Consider the following 22240-nt stretch of genomic DNA (forward strand, 5'->3'; position numbering starts at 1 on the left):
TGTGGGAGGGGCCATCAGGGAAAGGGTCCATCCGTGCATTTTCTGCGCCGTTCCGCACCGCAAAACCAAATCCGGGTCGAGGACGAGTTGGCGGCCATCTTCGGCGCGCATCTTGTTCTGCGTTTCGATCCGCAGGGCACGATCCGCGAGGTGAATGACACGTTCTGTGCGCTGACTGGCCATGCGCGCACGGCCGTGGTGGGGCAACCCTACGGCGTTCTGCTGCGTGCCAAGGATAGGGACCTGCCCGAAACCGCCGCGATCTGGTCGGCACTCGCCACGGGCGAGGCGGTGAACCGGATCTTGCCCTGGCTCAATGCCGCAGGCGAGGAAACCTGGCAGGATGTGACCTTTACGCCCGTGAAGGATGCATCAGGAAAAATCTTGCATGTGCTCGCCCTGGCGCGGGAAATCTCGAATTTCCATTTGCGCAGACGCGACAATCGCAGCCAGGTCGATGCGGTGAAACGCTCGATGGCGGTGATCGAATTCAATCTGGATGGCACAATTCTGGATGCCAATGACCTGTTTCTGGCGACGATGGGCTATCGGGCCGATGAGATCAGGGGAAAACATCACCGTATCTTCGTTGATCCGGCCGAGGCGTCCTCGCCGGACTATGCCGCATTCTGGGCGCGCCTGACCGCGGGATCTTCGGAAAAAGGGCAGGTCAAGCGGCTGGACAAGGCCGGGAAGGTGCGCTGGCTGGAAGCGACCTATGAGACGCTGATCGACCCCGAGGGGCGGCCCTTCAAGGTGGTGAAATATGCCTTCGACATCACGGAGGCGAAAAACATGGCTGCGGATGCGGCTTCGCAGATTGCCGCGATTCAAAAGGTGCAGGCCGTGATCGAATTCGATCCGCTGGGCAATATCGTGCAGGCGAACCAGAATTTCTGTGATGTCATGGGCTATGACGCGGCCGAGATTATCGGCAAGCATCACGGTATCTTCGTCGATCCCGGCTACCGCCAGTCGGCCGACTACGAGGCGTTCTGGGACAGGCTGCGTGCCGGCACTCCGATCGAGGACAAGTTTGAACGCATCGGCAAGGGTGGGCGCCGGGTGTATATTCGCGCCAGCTACAACCCGATCCGCGACGCCGCCGGGAAGGTCATCAAGGTGGTGAAATTTGCCATCGACATGACGCTGTTTCAGGTCACCGCCGACACGATGCTGCACGGGCTCAAGAAGCTGGCCGCGGGGGATCTTTCCGTGCGGCTGACGCAAAACCTGGGCGAACTTGATGCGATTCGGGTCGAATTCAATACGGCGATCGAAAAAATCGAAAGCGTGATCGGTGGCGTGATCGAGCGATCGCGCAGCATCTCGGGCGAGACCGAGGCGATCACCGGCGCAACCAACGAACTGGCGCGGCGGACCGAACATCAGGCCGCAACGCTGGAGGAAAGCGCGGCGGCGCTGGCGGAATTGTCCAGTTCTGTGAAGACCGCGGCCGCAATGGCTGTCGCTGCCGAACAGAAAGCCGCCCGTGCGCGCAGCGATACCGCAGATTCGGCCCAGGTGGTGGGCGAAGCGGTAACGGCGATGGATGCCATCGCGGATTCGTCGCGTCAGATTTCGTCGATCACCAATGTCATCGACGATATTGCCTTCCAGACCAACCTTCTGGCGCTGAATGCCGGGGTCGAGGCGGCGCGGGCCGGTGATGCCGGGCGCGGGTTTGCCGTGGTCGCCTCGGAGGTGCGGGCGCTTGCGCAGCGCTCCTCCGAGGCGGCTAAGGAAATCGAGCATCTGATTTCCGCCTCGCATGCCCAGGTCGATCAGGGGGTGAAGCTCGTCGGTCAGACCGGCGATGCGCTGCGCACGATCCAGGCTACGGTCATGGATATCCATGAAAGCGTGATGCAGATCTCGAATGCGGCGCAGGAACAGGCGACCGGACTGGCGGAAATGAATGTGGCGGTGAACCAGCTGGATCAAGCGACGCAACAGAACGCAGGTATGGCCGAACAAACAAACGCATCAGTGCAAAGCCTGCGGACGTCTGTGCAGGACATGCAATCCGACGTCGCCTTCTTCGCAGTCGAGCCCGAGGCGGGGGCAGATCACCGGGTTGTGCCGGAGGCGTTCGCGCGGATCGCCTGATACATGTCGCACTTCACCGTGCACGGGGCGGTGTCAGACAATGGCGCCAGTCCTGACCGCGATGACAGCAACGCGTCAACCGCCGGGCCATATGTCGCGGGTTGGAACAACCGCAAAAGACCTTTGGACAGGGTATGTTTTCATTTTGTTCTCAAAAATGGTTTACATTGAGTGAACAATGTGAGAACAAATAAACAACAAGGAACGGAGGTCACCAGATGCGTCAAGATTTGAAAGAGATTTTCGCCCGGAACCGTTCGGGTCTTCTGCACGATGCCTTGGGGGCGATGTCGCTTTGCATCACCTTCGTTGCCGTCCTTTATTTTCCGGGTCTGTTCTAAGACCCAATCCTGTCACTGCCTCGCGCTTTCGCCTGCCGCACCTGTCCCCAAACCTGCGGCCCGCCTGTCCCAAGGCACACTGGCCTTGAAAGCGCTACTATGCACCGCCATCCCCGGATGGCGGTGTTTTTTTGAGATTAGCCGATGAAACTCAGAATCTGTAGCCGATCCTGAGCCCGCCCCAATGCTGCCCATTGACGATGATCGGCGCGGACAGATCCTTCATCAGGACATATTGGCCACCCCCCATGTCCCGGCGATAGATCTGCAACACGAAAGGCGCGTGCGATTGACCGGCTCGCAACCCGACCCGATCGTTGAATATCCGCCGGTTCCGGCAATTGGCGGCATTCCAGACCGGATCAGGACTTTGCGGATGCGAGAACCTGCGGTTATGCGTCGGAAGATAGCCATTCCGATCGACCGCGGCGCAAAAGACGATGTGAGGGTCCAGATCAAGCGCGGCCTCCTGGATGGCGGGCAAAACCGCATCGGTGAACCGGGTAAAAGACGCCATGACTTGCGGGGGATCGGTGCCCGGAATCTCCGTGTACCGCTGGCTGAACAGCTCGGCCTGGGTGATCCGTCCGCTGCGGATACCTTCCGCAAAGGCGTCACCGACGTGTCGCGCCGCCTTCTGTGCAAAGCGGATCAGTGCGCTATCCGCAATCGCACCGCCCATCACCACCGCATCCTGCACGATGGTTTCACCGACTGAAATTAGCCCATTGATACGCTTGCGGGCCGATTGCACCTGTGCGGCGGTCTCCTCCATGCCGGTGCTCATCCGGGTGAAGGCGGGCGCAAACCGGGCATTCGCACCGCGCACGGTTTCCGCGCGTTCGGCAATATCGGCCACCGCCGCGCGGGTTCGGGCGACGCTTTCGGTCATCTGCCCCATGGCGGTATCGGACTCGGCCGCCCCGGTCAGAACCGCTTCGGCATGGCCCGAAATCGCGCCGGCTTCCTTGCGCAGCACGTCGATACCTTCGCTCAATCCGGTCACCGCCGTACCGATCCCTTCCGCGGCATTGGCCGTCTTGCGTGACAATTCGTTGATCGCCTCGGCTACCACGGCAAAGCCGCGCCCGGCATCGCCGGCACGCACCGCCTCGATCTTGGCATTAATGGCCAGAATATTGACCTGCGTCGCAATCGCGCGAATTTCGGTGTTTTCCGCCTGCACCGTGGCCAGCGTTTGCGTCACCTCGGCCATGCGATTCACCACTGACTGCACCCAGCCGGCGATTTTGCGCGCGTGATCGCCGGTTTCGCGCAGCTGTGCGACGGTTTGCGCGACCGCCTCCATCGTGGTCTGCGCGGCGCCCGAGACCAGATCGACCCCGGAAATCACGCGGGAATTGGCCTCTTGCACGGTGCCGGCAGCGCCCTGTGCTTCGCTCAGCAATGCCAGTTGCGCGGTCGTTGTGGCGGCCAGAGTGTCAAGTGCGCCGGCCACGTCGACGATGTCACGGCCAAGCGTCAGCGCCTGATTGGCGATGCGGTCCAGCGGCGCGCCCGAGGGGGCCCCGGGCGTTTGGGAAAGATCGTTCATGGGCGCTCCGACGAGAATTTCCCGAAGCCTAGCCCAGTCGCCTTTCGCTCAGGTTAATGCCAGCGCCGCCAGTGTCGCATCGGGCGCCAGCAGGATCGAGGCATGCCGGTTGGGGTAATCGCGCGCGGCGGTCAGCACCTCGTAATCGGCAAAGGGCGGCTGCGGCACCGACCCGCCTTTCAGCATGGCGGCCAGTTCTGCGCGCAGCTGCTGCACCTGGTGCGCGTCGCAGCCGATCACCGCCGCGCCGAAGATCGCGGCCGACGCCTGCCCAAGCGCGCAGGCATGCACCTGCTGACTGTAGTGCGTGATCCGTCCCGCCTCGGTCCGCAGGGCCACCGTCACGGTCGAGCCACAGAGCGGCGCGCGTTTGGTGGCCGTCGCTTCTGCGTCCGGTAGCGGGTCGGTATGCGGCATGTCGGCGGCCAGCGCGAGGATGCGCTGCGAGTAAAGCTTCATCAGATCGGCGTCGCTCATGGCTTTCCCCTTGCTGCGTTGCGCGATAGATAGGACGCCACGCCGCCAGAGGAAAGATGCGATGCCCTTCGATATTGCCAGCCTGAAATTCGATGCCAAGGGCCTGATCCCCGCAATCGCGCAAGATCCCGCGACGGGCGAGGTCTTGATGATGGCCTGGATGAATGCCGAAAGCCTGGCGCGCACGCTGGAAACCGGGCAGGTGACCTATTGGTCGCGCTCGCGCAATGCGTTCTGGGCCAAGGGCGAAAGCTCGGGCCATGTGCAGAAGCTGATCGAGCTGCGGGTGGATTGCGACCGCGATTGCCTGCTGCTGCTGGTCGATCAGACGGGCCCTGCCTGTCATACCAATCGGCGCAGCTGTTTCTATACCGCCCTGCGCGAGGGGGACGAGGTCGAGATCATGAAACCGATGGCAGAGTAAGCGGGCGCCCGGGCGCGGTGTCAGCCCAGCCCGACCATGCGGCGGATATCTGTGGGGCTGGCGCCTTCTGCGCGGTATCTGGACAGGGCACGCGCATCGTCGCGCTTGGCCAGACGTTTGCCGTTTTCGTCCCGTATTAGTTTGTGATGGCAATAGGCTGGCGTTGGAAGTTCAAGTAACTTCTGAAGTATCACATGGATTTTCGTTGCCTCGAACAGATCGGCGCCGCGGGTGACCTGGGTCACGCCCTGCGCCGCGTCGTCCAGCACCACGGACAGGTGATAAGAGGTGCCCATATCACGCCGCGCCAGCACCACATCGCCGACGGTGTCGATCATCTGCTGTGGCGTGATCTGGTGAACGCCGCGGTGTTGATCGCATATTTCTTCGAATGAACAATGGGTTGCAGCGCGTTTCATGTCCAGGCGCATGGCCGTGTCGGGCAAGGGTCGGCCGGGGCGGTGCGCGCCGGTCTGGCGGCAGGTGCCGGGATAGATGATGCCGTCGGGGCCCAGGGGCGCGCCCTCCTGCGGGGCGCTGGTTGCGGCCTCGATGTCGCGCCGGCTGCAGGTGCAGCTATAGATGATCCCGTTTTCCCACAATCTTTCAAGGGTTTGCCGGTAGATATTCAGGCGTTCCGACTGACGCATCACAGGCCCGTCCCAAGTGATACCCAGCCAGCGCAGATCGTCATAGATCTGCGCTTCCCATGCCGGTTTGGCGCGTTGCCGGTCGATATCTTCGATCCGCAACAGGAAGCGCCCGCCCGCCGCCCGGGCCATGTCATGCGCCAGCAGAGCGCTATAGGCATGGCCCAGATGCAGGGGCCCGGTCGGGCTGGGCGCGAACCGGGTAATCACCTTAGCTTTGCTCCGCAAGCCATTGATTAAACGTTTCTTTGGCGCGATCTGTGTAACCTTTGTAGCGATCCTTGCGGCCTTTGCGGCCGCCGCGCGCTGCGTCCAGTGGCGGGAACAGGCCGAAGTTCACATTCATCGGCTGAAAGGTCTTGGCCTCTGCGCCGCCGGTAATGTGGTTCACCAGACTGCCCATCGCGGTTTCGTAGCCAGGGGGCGGCAGGTCGCCGCCCTTGATCTCGGCCGCCGCCATACGCCCGGCCAGCAATCCCATTGCGGCGCTTTCGACATAGCCTTCGACCCCGGTAATCTGCCCGGCGAAGCGGATATTGGGGCGCGATTTCAGCCGCATCCGGGTGTCCAGCAGCGTGGGAGAGTTGATGAACGTGTTGCGATGAATTCCGCCAAGCCGCGCAAAACTGGCCTCTTCCAGCCCGGGAATCATTTTGAAAACAGACGTTTGCGCGCCATATTTCATCTTCGTCTGGAAGCCGACGATATTGTAAAGGGTGCCCAGTGCATTGTCGCGGCGCAGCTGCACGACGGCATAGGCCTTTTCCTCGGGCTTGTGCGCATTGGTCAGGCCCACCGGCTTCATCGGACCGTGGCGCAGGGTCTCGCGGCCGCGTTCGGCCATCACCTCGATCGGCAGGCAGCCATCGAAATAGCCCGCGGTCTCGCCCTCGTGAAACTCGGTCTTTTCGGCCGCCAGCAGGGCGTCGATGAAGGCCTCGTATTGCGGCTTGGTCATCGGGCAGTTGATATAGGCGGTCTGTTCTTCCAGCGTCTCGCCCTTGTCGTAGCGGCTTTGCTTCCAGGCGATATCCATGTTGATCGTCTCGGCATAGACGATGGGGGCGATCGCATCGAAGAAGGCCAGCGACTCGGCGCCGGTATGCGCGCGGATGCTTTCGGCCAGCGCGCCCGAGGTCAGCGGACCGGTCGCGACGATCCAATGGCCATGCTCGGGCAGGGCGGTCACTTCCTCGGTCGAGAAGCTGATCAGCGGATGGGCCCGCAGCGCGGCGGTGACGGCGCCGGAAAAGGCGTCGCGGTCCACCGCCAGCGCCCCGCCCGCGGGCAGGCGGTGGCGCGTGGCCATCTCCATCAGCAACCCCGAGGCCGCGCGCATTTCCCAATGCAGCAGGCCCACGGCATTGCGTTCGTCATCGTCCGAGCGGAACGAGTTCGAACAGACCATTTCGGCGAAATCGCCGGTGCGATGCGCGAAGGTTTCCACCTTGGGGCGCATTTCGTGAAGCACGACGGGCACCCCGGCCTGGGCTGCCTGCCAGGCAGCCTCGGACCCGGCCATGCCGCCGCCGATGATGTGAAGCGTTTCCATGCGCGCGTGATAGCGCCCCGGCGCGCGCGGTGCAATCATGCCCGCGTCAGATCAAGGCGATGCGTTCGCGCCGTTCGGGGTCGGGGAAGGGGCGATACAGTCCCATGTCGACGCGGGCGATCATGCCATGCATCAGTTCGTAATGTCGGGCAGAGATGTCGTCGCTTTGCCCTGCGGCATGAAAGGCGCGTTCCAGCGCGGCCATATCCGCGACCTCGATTTCCAGCAAAAAGTCGGTATGGGCGCCCGAGGCCAGCCCCAGCTTGCGCCGCATCAGCCGCCAGCCCTGCACCTCGCCGCTGGCGCGCAGCGTATCAAGCCAGGATTCGACCGCGCTGGCGAATGTCAGCGCGCGCGCGTCGCTTTTGAGTTCGATCATGCAGTGATAGAGGTTCATCGCATCCTCCGCTTTCGCGGCCAGAGAACCATGAAGCCGTTGAAATTCCCTTAAGCGCCGCAGGCAATCCTCCTGCGGCGGGGGTGGCGCCCGGGATCGGCGCGTCGCGCAGCAAAAAGGGGCGCCTGTCGACGCCCCTTGTGCAACTTTGCGATCCGGGGGGGCGGCTCAGCCACCCACCAAGCCCGGGAAGAAATCGACGAAGCCGCGGCGGTCGAAAGTCGTGCCGCCCTGCTGGCCGAAGGTCGCCTTGATGCCGACGCCGATATAGCTTTCGCTGGTTTTGCCATCGAATTCCATCACGCCCACTTCGCCGGTCATCTTGAGGCCCGGGCTCAGGTCATAGGCGGCGGTCACGCCCAGCTGGGTGATATCGGTGTCTTCGATGTCCATATAGCCAAAGCGCCCGCCCAGATCGAACTGGTCGTTCAGCGCATAGGCGCCGCTCAGCGTCAGCGCGTTGGCATCGGCGCCGTCACCGTCGACATGGGTCAGCGCGCCGTCATAAGAGATCAGCCCATACTGGCCCGCCGCTTCCGCGCCGTAGAAATCGACGCTGCCGTTTTCAACCCAGTCGCGGCCCACGAACAGGCCGACTGCGGTGGCATCGTTCAGGTGGTAGCCGCCGTGCAGCGTGAAGGCATGCGAGTCGAGATCGGTATCGTCGAGCAAGCGCAGCGCCATGTCGCCTTGCACCGAGAACTGGGGCGAGAACGCATATTCCATCGACCCCGACAGTTCGGATTTGTTCGCGCCGCTCAGGTCGTTGCCCACGAAAGCGCCATAATCGAAGCCGACTTCGGCGTTGACGACCTCGGCCATGCCGACCTGCGGCAGTGCCGCCGCCGTGCACAGGACGGCAGCCAGAAGCTTTTTCATCTCAGACCTCATGTGTTTCCCTCTGAATTCGAGGGGGTTTGTTGTTCTTCTTCTTCATCGCTCTGTTCGGCGATGCGTGCAACCGAAACCACTTCTTCACCCTTGGCGGTGTCGAACACTTTTACGCCACCAGCCGAGCGCGAACGGAAGGAAATCCCCGCCACGGGGCAGCGGATCGACTGGCCGGTCGAGGTGGCCAGCATCACCTGGTCGGTTTCCTCGACCGGGAAGGAGGCGACGAGAGCGCCTGTCCGCTCGGTCATCTTGAAGGCGCCCACGCCCTGACCGCCACGGCCGCGCACCGGGTAGTCGTGGCTCGACGAGATCTTGCCTACGCCTTTGGCGGTGATCGTCAGGATCAGGTTCTGCGCCGCGCGCATTTCGGCATAGCGCTCATCCGAGAGCACACCTTCGCCCGCCTCGACGGTCTCGTCCTCGACCTCGGCGCTGTCTTCCTCGCCAGCTTCGGCGCCCATCTCGGCACGGAAGCGCTTGAGGAAGGCGGCCCGTTCCCAGGGCTCGGCCTCGAAATGGCGGATCACCGACATCGAGACGACCTTGTCCCCCTCGGCCAGACGCACACCGCGCACGCCGGTCGAAGAGCGGCCCTTGAAGACGCGCACTTCCGGCACCGGGAAGCGGATCGCGCGGCCGCCGGCCATGACCAGCATGATGTCGTCATCTTCCGAACACATCCGGGTGTCGACCAGCGTCACGCCTTCGGGCAGTTCCATCGCGCGCTTGCCGTTGCGCATCACCTTGGCGAAATCCGACAAGGCATTGCGCCGCACGTCGCCATCCGAGGTGGCAAAGAAGACCTGGTAATCGTCCCATTCCTCTTCGGGCGCATCGACGGGCATCAGCGAGGCGATCGAGACCCCCTGCGGGATCGGCAGGATGTTGATGATCGCCTTGCCCTTGGCGGTGCGCCCGGCCAGCGGCAGGCGCCAGCATTTGAGGCTGTAGACCATGCCATCGGTGGTGAAGAACAGAAGCTGCGTGTGGGTGTTGGCCACGAACAGCGTGGTCACCACATCGTCTTCCTTGGTCGCCATCGAGGACAGGCCCTTGCCGCCGCGCCGCTGCGCGCGGAATTCGGCCAGCGAGGTGCGCTTGATATAGCCGCCCGAGGTGATGGTCACGACCATGTCCTCGCGCTCGATCAGATCCTCGTCGTCCAGATCGCCGGCCCAGTCGACAATCTCGGTGCGGCGCGGCACGGCGAACTGTTCGCGCACTTCGCGCAGCTCGTCCGAGATGATCGCCATGATCCGTTCGCGCGAGCCCAGGATTTCCAGATAGTCGCGGATCTTCGCGGCCAGCGCCTGCAGCTCGTCGGTGACTTCCTGCACGCCCATCGCGGTCAGACGCTGCAGCCGCAGGTCCAGGATGGCCCGGGCCTGAATCTCGCTCAGGTTATAGGTGCCATCGTCGTTCATCGGATGCAGCGGGTCGTCGATCAGCCGCAGATATTCGGCGATCTCATGCGCGGGCCAGCGCCGCGTCATCAGCTTTTCGCGGGCCTCGGACGCATCGGCCGAGGCGCGGATGGTGCGCACCACCTCGTCGACGTTCGACACCGCCACCGCCAGACCGCACAGGATGTGGCTGCGCTCGCGTGCCTTGCGCAGCTCGAACGCGGTGCGCCGTGCCACCACTTCCTCGCGGAAGGTGATGAAATGGGTCAGAAAATCGCGCAGGGTCAGGGTCTCGGGGCGGCCGCCGTTCAGCGCCAGCATGTTGCAGCCGAACGAGGTTTGCAGCGGCGTGAAGCGATACAGCTGGTTCAGCACCACATCGGCGGTCGCATCGCGCTTCAGTTCGATCACCACGCGCACGCCGACCCGGTCGGATTCATCGGCAATATGGGCGATGCCCTCCAGCCGCTTGTCGCGCACCAGTTCCGCGATCTTCTCGATCATCGCGGCCTTGTTCACCTGATAGGGGATTTCCTCGACGATGATCGCATAGCGGTCCTTGCGGATTTCCTCGATCTTCGTCTTGGCCCGGATGATGACGCTGCCGCGCCCTTCCAGATAGGCCTTGCGCGCGCCGCCGCGGCCCATGATCTGCGCGCCGGTCGGGAAATCCGGGGCGGGGATGATTTCCATCAGCGCCTCGGTCGACATGTCGGGATTGTCGATCAGCGCCAGCGTCGCGGTGCAGACCTCGCCCAGGTTGTGCGGCGGAATGTTGGTGGCCATGCCGACGGCGATGCCGCCCGCGCCATTGACCAGCATGTTCGGGAACCGCGCCGGCAGCACCGTGGGTTCGCGGTCCTTGCCGTCGTAGTTGTCCTGAAAGTCGACCGTGTCTTTTTCGATGTCGGTCAGCAGGAAGGCCGAGGGCTTGTCCATGCGCACTTCGGTGTAGCGCATCGCCGCCGCCGAGTCGCCGTCCATCGAGCCGAAGTTGCCCTGACCGTCCAGCAGCGGCAGCGACATCGAGAAATCCTGTGCCATCCGCACCAGCGCGTCATAGATCGCCGCGTCGCCGTGCGGGTGGTATTTCCCCATCACGTCGCCGACCGGACGGGCCGATTTGCGATAGGGCTTGTCATGCGTGTTGCCGGTCTCGTGCATCGCATAGAGGATGCGCCGGTGCACCGGCTTCAGCCCGTCACGCAGATCGGGAATCGCGCGCGACACGATCACGCTCATCGCGTAATCGAGATAGGCTGTCTTCATCTCTTCGGCGATGGAAACCGTCGGCCCGTCATAGGTCGGGCGTTTGGGGCCTTCGTCGAGGATTTCCGGGGTCTCGGGGGTGTCGGTCACACGCGTCTCGTTCTTCTAGATCTTGTTGGCCCGACTTATAACCTATCCCAGCGCTTGGGCGCAATCGCGAAGGCTGTGCCTCTGGCTGACCGGCGGATCTGAGTATTTTTGCCAAGAAGAAGCGGCAGGGCTTCTCCTGGCCCAAATACTCCCGCCGGAGGCATCCGGGGGTGGCCGGGCGCTGCGGGCAGGGATCAGGCGCCGCGTCGGGCGGCGCGGTAGGCCATGACCCAGAGCACCGCGAAGGCCAGCGACCCCACGGCGTTCAGGTTGGCCATGGTGATGCCGAAGATGTCCCACACGATTTCATCGCAGCGCACCAGCGGTGCGGCCTGGATCTGCGCCAGCAGGTCGGTGGCCGATCCGGTGCCCACCGGGTTCGAGGTGCAGCTGTCGGGGCCGGCGAAGATGTGCCGCTCCACCCCCGAATGATAGATCCCGAGCGCGGCGGTGGTCAGTGCGGCCAATGCGCCGAAGAAGGCCAGTGCCAGCGGCAGGCGGAACAGCACGATCATCCCGCCCAGAACCGCCGCCACCAGATGTGGCCAGCGTTGCAGGATGCACAGATCGCACGGCGGGTAGCCCAGCGACTGGAAGATCAGCGCCCCGATCAGCACCGCGGCCGATCCGGCGGCGGCCAGGGCAATCATCTGACGGGGGGACAGGAAGGTCAGCATCACAGATACCTCAGCGCATAGAAGCCGCCGATCAGCAGCACGACGAAAGCGGTGAACAGCGGGCCAAGCCAGCGTTCGATGAAGGCCTTGATCGGCGCGCCGAACTGCCACAGCAGGCCCGCCACGATGAAGAAGCGCAACGCGCGCGCCAGCACCGACACGCCCATGAACAGCGGCAGCGACAGCTGTGTCGCCCCCGAGAAGATCGTGATGACCTTGTAGGGGAAGGGCGTGACACCCGCCACCAGCACCGCCCAGCCGCCGTATTCATTGAAGCGGGCGGCCAGTTGGTCGAACTGATCGGCCTTGCCGTAGAATTCCAGGATCGGCTGGCCCAGCGTATCCATGAAGCCATAGCCGATCGCATAGCCCAGACAGCCGCCCAGCACCGAGGCCAGCGTCGCCACCGCAGCGATCACGAAGGCCCGGTGGCGTGCGGCCAGAATCATCGGGATCATCAGCACGTCGGGCGGGATCGGAAAGACCGAGCTTTCGATGAAGGCCACAGCAGCCAGTGCCCACATGGCATGGCGGTGTGCGGCCAGGCCCATCGTCCAGGTGTAAAGCCGTTGGATCATTCGTTGCCCTCGCGTCGCGCCCCTTGTGCATCGCCCGCCCGTGCGGTGCCGTCAAGCGGCGGTTGCGAAATTGCTCTGTCGTGCGCTGCCGCAAGCGGTTACTCTCGGCATCGTGACTGTGGAGGGGGTTAGCGATGAAGTGGCAGGGGCGGCGCGGCAGCGCGAATATCGAGGACCGGCGCGGGCGCTCGGTCGGGCGCGTGGGCGGGATCACCGGGATGGGGGCGATCGCGGTGCTGCTGATCGGCTATTTCCTGGGGGTCGATGTGACGCCCTTGTTGCAAAATGGCGGCCAGAGCGTGCAGACCAGCGGCGAACTGAGCGCGCAGGATCGTGCGATGGGGGATTTCGTCTCGGTCACCCTGGCCGATACCGAGGAAATATGGTCCGAGATCTTCGCGACCGAGCTGAACCGGACCTATCATCCTGCGACGCTGGTGTTGTTTTCCGAGGTCACGCAATCGGCCTGCGGCAATGCCTCGGGCGCGACGGGGCCGTTCTATTGCCCCAATGACCAGAAAGCCTATCTCGATACCGCGTTCTTTACCACGCTGTCGCAACAGCTGGGCGCGGGCGGCGATTTCGCGGCGGCCTATGTGGTGGCGCATGAGATCGCCCATCATGTCCAGGACGAGCTGGGGATTCTGGACAAGGTGAACGCCCTGCGTGCCCGCAGTTCCGAAGCGCAAAGCAATGCGCTGTCGGTGCGCATCGAATTGCAGGCTGATTGTTTCTCGGGGATCTGGGCGCGTCATGCGGCCGAGACCTTCGGTTCGATCGAGCCGGGCGATGTGGCCGAGGCGATGAATGCTGCGGCCCGGATCGGTGACGACACGCTGCAACGTAATGCCGGCCGCCGCCCGATGCCCGACAGCTTCACTCACGGCACCAGCGAACAGCGCCAGCGCTGGTTCGCCACGGGCTTCGAGAGCGGCGATCTGGGCGCCTGCGATACTTTCGCGGCGCGCAATCTGTAGGCCGATGCACGCGACCCCTCTTGTCTTGCGGCGCGCGGGCGGCTAAATCGGCATCAGCTGGCCCGAGTGGTGGAATGGTAGACGCAGGGGATTCAAAATCCTCCGCCGCGAGGCGTGCGAGTTCGAGTCTCGCCTCGGGCACCAGCTTTCCTGACAGGAATCTTGTCGCAATATGACATGCGTGCCTTCTGCCATGCGGGGCAGGGGGCGATCACGCCGTTTGCGGCCCTGAATTTATCTGAGAGTGATTCGACGGCTCTGCGGTGCGCCTGCCGAACAAAGCATCGCTTTCGATGTATTTGATCGCAAAACAAGAACAATCCCCGATTGGGGATTGTTCCTGAAGTGGCGCGAATGCGGTGCGTGAATGGAAACTCGAGCGGGGGGCTACTGTTTCCGTATTGCAGACAGTTGGGGGACTGTCTTTGCACGTTATGCGTGTATCAATTTATTCCGATTTCGTCCTGGTTGCAAGAGTTCTGGAAAAACTGGTTTTGCGCCGTGGGTTTGGGGGTCGTGGGCTTTGTCCGCAACGAAACAATCGCAGCGGACAAGAGACAACCAACCACGGAAAACAGACCAAAATAAGGCAAGGCCCTCCTGCAATGTGGCGAAAACAAGGCAGTTTCCCCTTTCCCCGTTCTTACCCGGCGGCTATCACTCACATAGCCCGATTGGGGGGCGAGATGGCCATGGGGGTGGCCAGTGAAGAGTGACGGCATCTTCGGATGTGCAGTTGGTTGTTGATGTGGTGCTGCTGATGACGGGAATGGGCTGCTGTTCCGTCCTGATTCGATAGTCTCGGTTTGCAAGACCCGCTTCGGCGGGGGTGTTGTCTGCATCCTCCTCTGTGCGCTCGGCGTGCGGTCCCCTCGCATTTGCAAGGCAGGTTTTCGGGCCTGTCGGTATTGGTCTCTGGCGTAGCCATCTTGCGCCGGAACTGCATTTGGGCGTGCGGGTCAAGGACCGGCGGGCGGTGAAGGAGAGATTGGGATGACTTGGACGACCTGCAACAGCGCACCCGACGCACGCAATGACAGCGCGACGACGGAGTTCAATACCGCGGTCACGGTCACGGTTCTGGCCAATGACTTCGACCCGGATTGCGATCCGCTGCGTGTGACCGGCACCTCGGGCAGCGCCAATGGCACGGTTACCGTCAACGCGAACGGCACGATCACCTTCACCCCCACGGCGGGGTTTTATGGCACCACGAGCTTCACCTACACGATCACCGACGGCCATGGCGGCTATGACACCGCGACCGTGACGGTGACGGTGTGCGAACCGCCCAGTGATGGCATCGTGTCGGGCACCGTCGGCGCCGATCTGATCGACACCACCTATACCGGCGACCCGGATGGCGACATGGTCGACCACAACGATGCGATCCTGCCTGGCGAGACCGGCGATGACGACATCATCAAGGCAGGCGCGGGCAATGACACGATCCTTGCGGGCGCTGGCAATGACGAGGTCTATGGCGAGGATGGCGACGATCTGATCTACGGCGGCGCGGGCAATGACTATCTGTCGGGCGGCGCGGGCGACGACACTTTCGTCGGCGGCACGGGCAATGACACCTATGAGGGCAATACCGGGCTCGACATGATCGACTATTCCGCCTCGTCGGCGGGGGTTTCGGTCAATCTGAGCACCGGCGCACTGTCGGGCGGCGATGCGGCGGGCGATGCGATCGCCGGTGGCATCGACGGGGTGATCGGCTCGGACTATGCCGACAGCCTGGTGGGCTTCGACCATGAGGGCACCACGCCCGAGGACACCTATACCAACGTGTTCTATGGCAATGGCGGCGATGACACGATCCAGGGGATGGGCAGCGACGACAGCCTGTATGGCGGTGCGGACGATGACAGCATCGAGGGCGGCGCGGGCAATGATTTCATCCAGGGCGACGGCGTCAGCGCGGCCACGGGCGGCGGCGAAGCGCTGAGCGTCGATTGGGCTGCGTTCAAGCAGGATTGCGGCACCATCGTTTCCGGTTCGTCCTATGACATGGGCGGGGTATCGGTCACCTTCGGGTTCACCGCGCAGGATTCCGGCGCCACGGCCTCGGTCTATAACGCAACGCAATATGTCGAAAGCGGCGACGGGCTGAGTGCGGCCACCGGCCTGCAGCTCTACGGTTGCGGCGGCGAAGGCGGCATCGACAACACCTCGACCACCACACTGAGCTTCGCGGCCACGGACGAGGCCTATGGCGATACGGTCAGCGACGTGACCTTCCGCATCAACGACATCGACGTCGGGCCGAACACCGACTACCATCAGGACATCGTGACGATCCGCGCCTATGACGCGGACGGCAATCTGCTGCCGGTGACCTATACGGTCGAAGGCGGTCAGACGGTGTCGGGCAACACGATCACTGCACACGATCTGGACAGTTCCGGCACGATCAGCCCGGCCTCGGCCACCGGCTCGGTTCTGGTGCAGATCTCAGGCGAGGTGGCCCGGATCGAGATCGACTATGACAACGGCGGTTATTCGGATCAGGCGATCACCCTGACCGACATCAACTGCGTCACCACCGATGGCGACGAGACCGGCGCGGAAGGCGATGACACGCTTCTGGGTGGTGCGGGCGACGACACCATTCTGGGCGATGGCGGCAATGACCTGCTGACCGGCGGCACCGGGGCGGACAGCCTGTCGGGCGGGGATGACCGGGACAGCTTCTTCGTGGCCAGCGCCTCAGAGGGCGTGGGTGACGTTGTGGACGGGGGCGAGGGCGGCGACGACTTCGACGTGCTCGACCTGACCGGCGCGGGCCCGGTGAACGTCATCTATGACGATACGAACCCCGAAAACGGCACGGTCGAGTTTCTGAATGCCGATGGCGATGTCGTGGGCACGCTGGAATTCACGAATATCGAACGGGTGATCGCCGATCAGGGCGACGGTATCGTCGAGGGCACCGAAAGTGCGGATCTGATCGACTACGATTACACCGGCGATCCCGAAGGCGACATGATCGACCACGAGGATGCGCTGATCGCGGGCGACGCGCCCAATGACGACCGGGTGCTGGCCGGGGCGGGCAACGATACCGTCTATGCCGGTGCGGGCGACGATACCGTGGCGGGCGAAGAGGGCGACGATCTGCTTTATGGCGGGGCGGGCGACGACAGCCTGACCGGCAGCTATGGCGATGACACGCTTTATGGCGGCACCGGCAACGACACGCTGGACGCAGGCCCCGATGGCGACGTGCTGTATGGCGAAGAGGGCGACGACCGGCTGTTGGGCGGACCGGGCGAGGATCTGCTGGATGGCGGTCTGGGCAACGATACGATCATCGGCGGCGGCAACGGCGACACGATCGTCGGCGGCGATGGCAGCGACTCGGTCGAGGGGTCGCAAGGCAATGACCTGATCGACACCTCGGGCAGCGCGCCCAAACCCGATCTGGCCTATCCGGGCCTGTGGACGGCGGACGCCGACCCGAATGACGACAAGGACACCGTCTATGGCGGGGATGGCAACGACACGATCACCACGGGCGACGACGCCGATTATGTGGATGGCGGCGAGGGCAATGACGTCATCAACGCGGGCATCGACGCCGATACCGTCTATGGCGGCACCGGAAACGATGTGATCACCTCGGGCGAGGGCAGCGACTTCGTCGATGGTGGCGATGGTGATGACACCATCTATGGCGGTGTCGGCCCCGGCTATCCGGATGCGATCAATGTGCCCGACTCCACCGATCCGGTGCAGAACAACGGTGACGACACGATCCATGGCGGCGCGGGCAACGATGTCATCTATGGTGAAGATGACAACGACCTGATCTATGGCGAGGACGGCAACGATTACATCGACGGCGGTATCGACGGCGACACGATCTATGGTGGCGCGGGTAGCGACACGATCGTGGGGGGTGGCGATAACGACCTGCTGGTGGGGGGCGCCGATGACGATACCTTCATCATCAACACCGTCGGGCTGAACGGCGTCAACAACGTTACCGTGGACGGCAGCTGGGAAGGCAACGACAACGATACGCTCGATTACTCGGCGCTGCTGGCGCAGGGTTACGAGGTGGTCAATCTGGTCAAGAACCCGGAAACCAACGGCAATCCGGGCTTCAACGGCCAGATCCAGCTGTATAACCCGACCACAAACCAGTGGGCCAATATCAACTTCACCGATATCGAGAACATCGTGCCCTGTTTCACGCCGGGCACGCTGGTGGCGACGCCGCGCGGTGAAAAACTGGTCGAGGATCTGGCGGTCGGCGACAAGGTCATCACGCGCGACAACGGTCTGCAGGAAATCCGCTGGGTGGGGCGGCGCGATCTGAGCCGGACCGAGCTGATGTCGGCGCCGCATCTGAAGCCGGTGCTGATCCGCGCGGGCAGCTTGGGCAACGGTCTGCCGGATCGCGATATGCTGGTGTCGCCCAACCACCGGATGCTGGTGGCGAACGAGCGCACCGCGCTTTACTTCGAAGAACACGAGGTTCTGGTCGCGGCCAAGCATCTGGTCGACAACCGCGGCGTGAAGACGGTCGAAACGCTGGGAACCAGCTACCTGCACTTCATGTTCGATCGCCACGAGGTTCTTCTGGCCAATGGCTGCTGGAGCGAAAGCTTCCAGCCGGGCGATCAGACGCTGGGCGGCATGGGGAATGCGCAACGCAGCGAGATCTTCGAGCTGTTCCCCGAGTTGAGAACCGCCGAGGGTGTCGAAAGCTACGGTGCCGCGCGCAAGACGCTGAAACGGCACGAGGCCAAGCTGCTGATGCTGGGCGGCTGAGGCGCCCGGCCCGATGATTGCAGGCCCGTGGAGCAATCCGCGGGCCTGAATTGCCATGTTCTTCCGGCCCGAAATGCCGTTGTTGCGCTATCCGAAACGAAGAGTTCCGGGGCGATTATGGCATTTTTGCGGCAGTTCAGCTTTTGTTAAACGCAAGCCTGCAGTATCGTGACACTTGGGGGCGTTCTGAGTTCCTGGGTTGTGTTCCCATGGTGTCTCGAGGGCGAAAAAATGACCGTTGCAGATCTTCATCTGCTTGCGTCGGGCAGTTCCATGTCGCGCGCAGGCGTCGGTGCCGAGGCCTTTGCCGAGCAGGGGCCGGATGCTGTGCGCGAGTTGCGGCTGGCGTTCCGCGGCTTCGATCAGATTGACGGGACCATCACCGCGCGCACTGCCGGGGGCGCGTCTCTGTTCGACGGCGACACCCGCGAATTTTCCGGGCTCATCCCCTGTTTCACACCGGATTCACTCGTCGCGACCGAGCGGGGGCTTTGCGCCGTGCGTGACCTGACTCAAGGCACCCGCGTTGTCACCCGTGACAACGGGCTGCAGCGCGTGCTTTGGATCGGGCAGCGCCGCTTTGGCTGGCGCGCGCTGGGCCTCAACCCGTTGTTGCGTCCGGTCCGCATCGCGGCGGGCGCGCTGGGCGGGGGGCTGCCTGAACGGGACATGCTGGTCTCGCCCAACCATCGCTTCCTGACGCAATTGCCCAATGACGGCGCCGGCGGGGAATGCCTGAGCATGGCGCAAAAACTGGTCGGGCTGGATGGGGTCAGTACCGTTGCCTGCCCGGAGGTCGATTATGTCCAGATCCTGTTCGAGAGGCATGAACTGATCCTGGCCGATGGCTGCTGGTCCGAAAGCTTTCAGCCAACGCGGATGACCTTGCCCGCGCTGGCGCCCGAGGCGCGCGCCACGCTGTTGCAGATCCTTCCCGATCCGGGGCTTGCCGATGATGCGCCGCTTTATACGCCGGTGCGGCCGCTGCTGGAAACCGGGACAGTCGATCCGAACACTCCGGTCGTTCGCAGCTAGGTCGTTGCGCTTGTGTGCCCCGCGACCTCAGGCCCGGAATCCGGCCTTGATCCGGCCATAATTGCGCCCGGAAATTAACCAGAACCAGACCGCAAACCGCCACCTTCCGCTGCGAGAACAGGCAGTGAAACCCGCTTTGGCGGGCGCAGTGCGAGGCGGTCATGGCGACGATTAACGGTTCAAATGGTGACGATACCCTGTCGGGCACGACCAGAAACGACACGATCAGCGGTCTTGCCGGCGATGATTCGATCACGGGCAATGCAGGCAACGATCTGCTGCTGGGTGGGGATGGCAACGATACGTTCGAAGGCGGTGCCGGGACCGATACGGTCTATGGCGGGGCGGGCAACGATGTCTGGCTGGCAGGCGACAGCCAGTCGGGCTCGGATCAGGTCTATCTGGAAGAGGGCGACGACCTTGCCTATGCGGGCTGGTTCACCAGTGGTACGCCCGACATTCTGGATGGCGGCACCGGCAATGACACGATCTCGCTCGAGGCCATTCCCGGCAATCACGGCATTACCCTGAACGATGACGGCACCTCGAGCACGGTCGCCTTCACCTCGGTTGTGCTCAATTTCGAGAATGTCATCGGCAACAGTGGCGAGAACGCGCTGACCGGCAACTCGGCCGCGAACATGCTTGACGGTCAGGCGGGCAATGACACCCTTTCGGGGATGGCCGGTAATGACACGCTGATCGGCGGCGATGGCGCGGATTCGCTGCTGGGGGGCACCGGCGACGATTCGCTGCGCGGCGATGCCGGTAACGACTTTCTGTCGGGCGGCGATGGTAACGACACCCTCTTGGGGGGCGCGGGCGCGGATTCGATCCAGGGCGATGCGGGCAACGATCTGATCGACGGCGGCACCGAGAATGACACGATCTCGGGCGGTGACGGCAACGACACGATTCTGGGCGGGACGGGTGCGGATTCGTTGCGCGGGGATGCCGGCAATGACTCGCTGGATGGCGGGGCGGATAACGATACGCTCGACGGCGGCATCGGCGATGACACGTTGCATGGTGGTGCGGGGGCGGATGCGCTCTGGGCCAGTTCGGGCATGGACTACGCCGATTACTCCGATTCCGGCGCGGCGGTGAACATCAACCTGGGCACCGGCGCCGCCTCGGGCGGCGATGCGGCGGGCGATACCCTGTCGGGTGTCGATGGTCTGTTCGGGTCCGCCTATAACGATACGCTGGTCGGTTTCGACGGCAGTTCCACCGTGCCGGGCGATGCCTATACCAACGTGTTTTATGGCAATGCCGGCAACGATTACATGGACGGGGCCGGGGGCGACGACAGCCTTTATGGCGGTGCGGACAACGATACCGTTCTGGGCGGGGCGGGCAATGACCTTGTCGACGGTGGCAGCGGCAATGACAGCCTGTCTGGCGGTTCTGGCAACGATACGCTGTCGGGCGGCGACGGGAACGACACGCTGTCGGGGGGCGATGGCAACGACTACCTTGATGGCGGCACGGGATACAACGTTTACAATGGGGGCCTGGGGTCGGATACGATCCGGCTGCAGGAAGGCTCCAGCGGTGTCGTTGACGGATCGGAAGATGGCGATAATTCCGATTATGACGTTCTGGTGCTCGACCGCGATGTCTCGACCATCACCTATGACGAGAACGATCCCGAAAGTGGCGTGATCCACTGGGCCAACGGGTCGACCACAACCTTCACGAATATCGAGAAAATCCAGTATGTCCCGTGCTTTACGCCCGGAACCCTGATCGAGACGCGCGATGGTCCGATTCCGGTCGAGGCATTGCGGCCCGGGCAGAAGGTGCTGACCCGTGACAACGGCTATCAGCCGCTGCGCTGGGTCGGGCGGCGCGATCTGACCGCGGTCGATCTGGCGTTGAGCCCGCAGTTGCAGCCGGTGCGGATTGCGCGCGGCGCCCTTGGCAACGGCCTGCCCGAAGCTGACATAATTGTGTCGCCACAGCACCGGATGCTGCTGACGGGCACCCGCGCCGAACTGTTCTTCGGCGAGGCCGAGGTTCTGGCGGCGGCTGCGCATATGGTCGGTCAGCCGGGGATCGAACGGCTGTCGGTGACGCGGCTCAGCTATCTGCATGTGATGTTCGATGCCCATGAAATCATTCGGGCCGATGGTGCCTGGACCGAGAGCTTCCAGCCGGGGGATCTGACGTTGCAGGGCATGGATGACCCGCAGCGCGATGAATTGTTTGCAATTTTCCCGGAATTGCGCGAGGCGCAGGGCGGGCGTGCCTGGGCCTCGGCGCGGCTTTCCCTGAAGGCGCATGAGGTGCGGGTGTTGATGGCCGCCTGAAGCTTGTGGCGCATCGGTCCCGGTTCGTGCGCAACCCCGCCGCGTCACGCGCCCGTGAATTGACCGGCGCCGAGGATGGGCGCATGGAAGACTAACCGATACAAAACAAAAAACTTCGGGCAGTTTGACATGACACAATCCGGTTTCCAAAGCCCCTCTGGGGGGTTCGATTTTCTTGGCCTGCGCAAGGGGCGTCGTGGCGATGTCGAAATCGTTTACGACGATGGCGTGGCGCGGCGCAGGGTCTGGCGCGTGCAGGGCGCGGTCAGCGAAAGCCAGCTGGGCGAGGCCTTGTCGCGTGCGGCGCGCGAATTGCGGGTGTTGCCCGCGCTTTACGCCGAGCTGAAAAAGCGCTCGATCTCTATCGAGGCGGTTCTGGGGTGATCCCGGACGTTATTTCAACGTATTGATTTTGAATAAAAAGAGGCCGGGCAAAGCCCGGCCCAGGAAGAGGATCCGACAGGGGACTGCGGCTCCTATTCTTGCCAGAACGGGCGATGCGCCTCGCGTTCGGCCAACACCGGGTTCAGACCGATATCGCGCAGCATATGTGCATCCAGCCGGGCCAGCGCCGCGCGGGTGCGGCGGGTCTCGATCCACTTTGCAACGCGGCGCGCCGACAGGGGCGAGCGGGGGGCAGTGGCGGGCGAGCGGCGCAGCGACAGGCTGAACATGGGGCACCTTTTCTGTGTTGATACAATCTGATGATTTCTGC

General features: G+C 63.3%; 18 protein-coding genes and 1 tRNA gene. 9 read left to right on the forward strand and 10 right to left on the reverse strand.

Annotation, left to right across the window (positions count from 1 at the left end):
• Positions 1-33: 33 nt before the first annotated feature.
• Both P2G62_RS12895 and P2G62_RS12900 read left to right on the forward strand, forming a co-directional pair.
• Entirely contained in the window at positions 34-2109 is a 2076-nt protein-coding gene (locus P2G62_RS12895) for a PAS domain-containing methyl-accepting chemotaxis protein (RefSeq protein ID WP_275735311.1), read from the forward strand.
• Positions 2110-2327: 218 nt separating this feature from the next.
• Positions 2328-2450: a hypothetical protein gene (locus P2G62_RS12900; RefSeq protein WP_275735312.1), complete on the forward strand. Its 123-nt coding sequence runs from the start codon at positions 2328-2330 to the stop codon at positions 2448-2450.
• A 151-nt stretch (positions 2451-2601) separates the two neighbouring features.
• Here the strand turns inward: P2G62_RS12900 and P2G62_RS12905 are convergent, their stop codons facing one another.
• The gene (locus P2G62_RS12905; protein WP_275735313.1) at positions 2602-4005 is read right to left on the reverse strand and encodes a methyl-accepting chemotaxis protein; all 1404 of its coding nucleotides are present in this window, start codon (positions 4003-4005) and stop codon (positions 2602-2604) included.
• Positions 4006-4053: 48 nt separating this feature from the next.
• Positions 4054-4482, reverse strand: a complete 429-nt coding sequence (locus P2G62_RS12910) for an iron-sulfur cluster assembly scaffold protein (protein ID WP_275735314.1) — start codon at positions 4480-4482, stop codon at positions 4054-4056.
• Between the two features lie 61 nt (positions 4483-4543).
• Between P2G62_RS12910 and hisI the strand changes: the two genes are divergently transcribed.
• The gene (gene hisI / locus P2G62_RS12915) at positions 4544-4906 is read left to right on the forward strand and encodes a phosphoribosyl-AMP cyclohydrolase (RefSeq protein ID WP_275735315.1); all 363 of its coding nucleotides are present in this window, start codon (positions 4544-4546) and stop codon (positions 4904-4906) included.
• A 20-nt stretch (positions 4907-4926) separates the two neighbouring features.
• Here hisI and gluQRS read toward each other — a convergent pair whose 3' ends face one another.
• The 7 genes from gluQRS to P2G62_RS12950 all read right to left on the reverse strand — a co-directional run bounded on the left by gluQRS (position 4927) and on the right by P2G62_RS12950 (position 12416).
• Complete coding sequence (gene gluQRS / locus P2G62_RS12920; RefSeq protein WP_275735316.1) at positions 4927-5766, reverse strand: tRNA glutamyl-Q(34) synthetase GluQRS; 840 nt, start codon at positions 5764-5766, stop codon at positions 4927-4929.
• A gap of 1 nt (position 5767) precedes the next feature.
• Positions 5768-7108, reverse strand: coding sequence for a methylenetetrahydrofolate--tRNA-(uracil(54)-C(5))-methyltransferase (FADH(2)-oxidizing) TrmFO (gene trmFO / locus P2G62_RS12925; RefSeq protein WP_275735381.1), 1341 nt, complete (start codon positions 7106-7108; stop codon positions 5768-5770).
• Between the two features lie 46 nt (positions 7109-7154).
• Entirely contained in the window at positions 7155-7505 is a 351-nt protein-coding gene (locus P2G62_RS12930) for a DUF6614 family protein (protein WP_275735317.1), read from the reverse strand.
• A 168-nt stretch (positions 7506-7673) separates the two neighbouring features.
• Positions 7674-8384 (reverse strand): porin, encoded by a 711-nt coding sequence (locus tag P2G62_RS12935; RefSeq protein ID WP_275735318.1) that lies wholly within the window; start codon positions 8382-8384, stop codon positions 7674-7676.
• 8 nt (positions 8385-8392) lie between these two features.
• Entirely contained in the window at positions 8393-11134 is a 2742-nt protein-coding gene (gene gyrA, locus P2G62_RS12940; RefSeq protein ID WP_275735382.1) for a DNA gyrase subunit A, read from the reverse strand.
• Positions 11135-11355: 221 nt separating this feature from the next.
• Positions 11356-11838 (reverse strand): disulfide bond formation protein B, encoded by a 483-nt coding sequence (locus tag P2G62_RS12945; protein WP_275735319.1) that lies wholly within the window; start codon positions 11836-11838, stop codon positions 11356-11358.
• Positions 11838-12416, reverse strand: a complete 579-nt coding sequence (locus tag P2G62_RS12950) for a YqaA family protein (RefSeq protein ID WP_275735320.1) — start codon at positions 12414-12416, stop codon at positions 11838-11840. The genes P2G62_RS12945 and P2G62_RS12950 overlap by 1 nt, the downstream gene beginning before the upstream one ends.
• A 134-nt stretch (positions 12417-12550) precedes the next feature.
• On the opposite strand from P2G62_RS12950, the gene P2G62_RS12955 reads away from it, so the two are divergent.
• The 6 genes from P2G62_RS12955 to P2G62_RS12980 all read left to right on the forward strand — a co-directional run bounded on the left by P2G62_RS12955 (position 12551) and on the right by P2G62_RS12980 (position 21909).
• Positions 12551-13393, forward strand: a complete 843-nt coding sequence (locus P2G62_RS12955) for a neutral zinc metallopeptidase (RefSeq protein ID WP_275735321.1) — start codon at positions 12551-12553, stop codon at positions 13391-13393.
• Positions 13394-13453: 60 nt separating this feature from the next.
• Positions 13454-13537: transfer RNA gene (locus P2G62_RS12960), tRNA-Leu, on the forward strand.
• Between the two features lie 849 nt (positions 13538-14386).
• Complete coding sequence (locus P2G62_RS12965; RefSeq protein ID WP_275735322.1) at positions 14387-18178, forward strand: Hint domain-containing protein; 3792 nt, start codon at positions 14387-14389, stop codon at positions 18176-18178.
• A 231-nt stretch (positions 18179-18409) separates the two neighbouring features.
• Complete coding sequence (locus P2G62_RS12970; RefSeq protein ID WP_275735323.1) at positions 18410-19213, forward strand: Hint domain-containing protein; 804 nt, start codon at positions 18410-18412, stop codon at positions 19211-19213.
• Between the two features lie 161 nt (positions 19214-19374).
• Entirely contained in the window at positions 19375-21525 is a 2151-nt protein-coding gene (locus P2G62_RS12975) for a Hint domain-containing protein (RefSeq protein ID WP_275735324.1), read from the forward strand.
• Positions 21526-21654: 129 nt separating this feature from the next.
• Positions 21655-21909, forward strand: coding sequence for a hypothetical protein (locus tag P2G62_RS12980; RefSeq protein ID WP_275735325.1), 255 nt, complete (start codon positions 21655-21657; stop codon positions 21907-21909).
• A gap of 92 nt (positions 21910-22001) precedes the next feature.
• On the opposite strand, the gene P2G62_RS12985 is transcribed toward P2G62_RS12980, so the two are convergent.
• Positions 22002-22199: a DUF1127 domain-containing protein gene (locus P2G62_RS12985; protein WP_275735326.1), complete on the reverse strand. Its 198-nt coding sequence runs from the start codon at positions 22197-22199 to the stop codon at positions 22002-22004.
• Between the last annotated feature and the right edge of the window lie 41 nt (positions 22200-22240).

It is taken from the genome of Paenirhodobacter sp. CAU 1674 (assembly GCF_029222945.1).
GTDB lineage: Bacteria > Pseudomonadota > Alphaproteobacteria > Rhodobacterales > Rhodobacteraceae > Rhodobacter.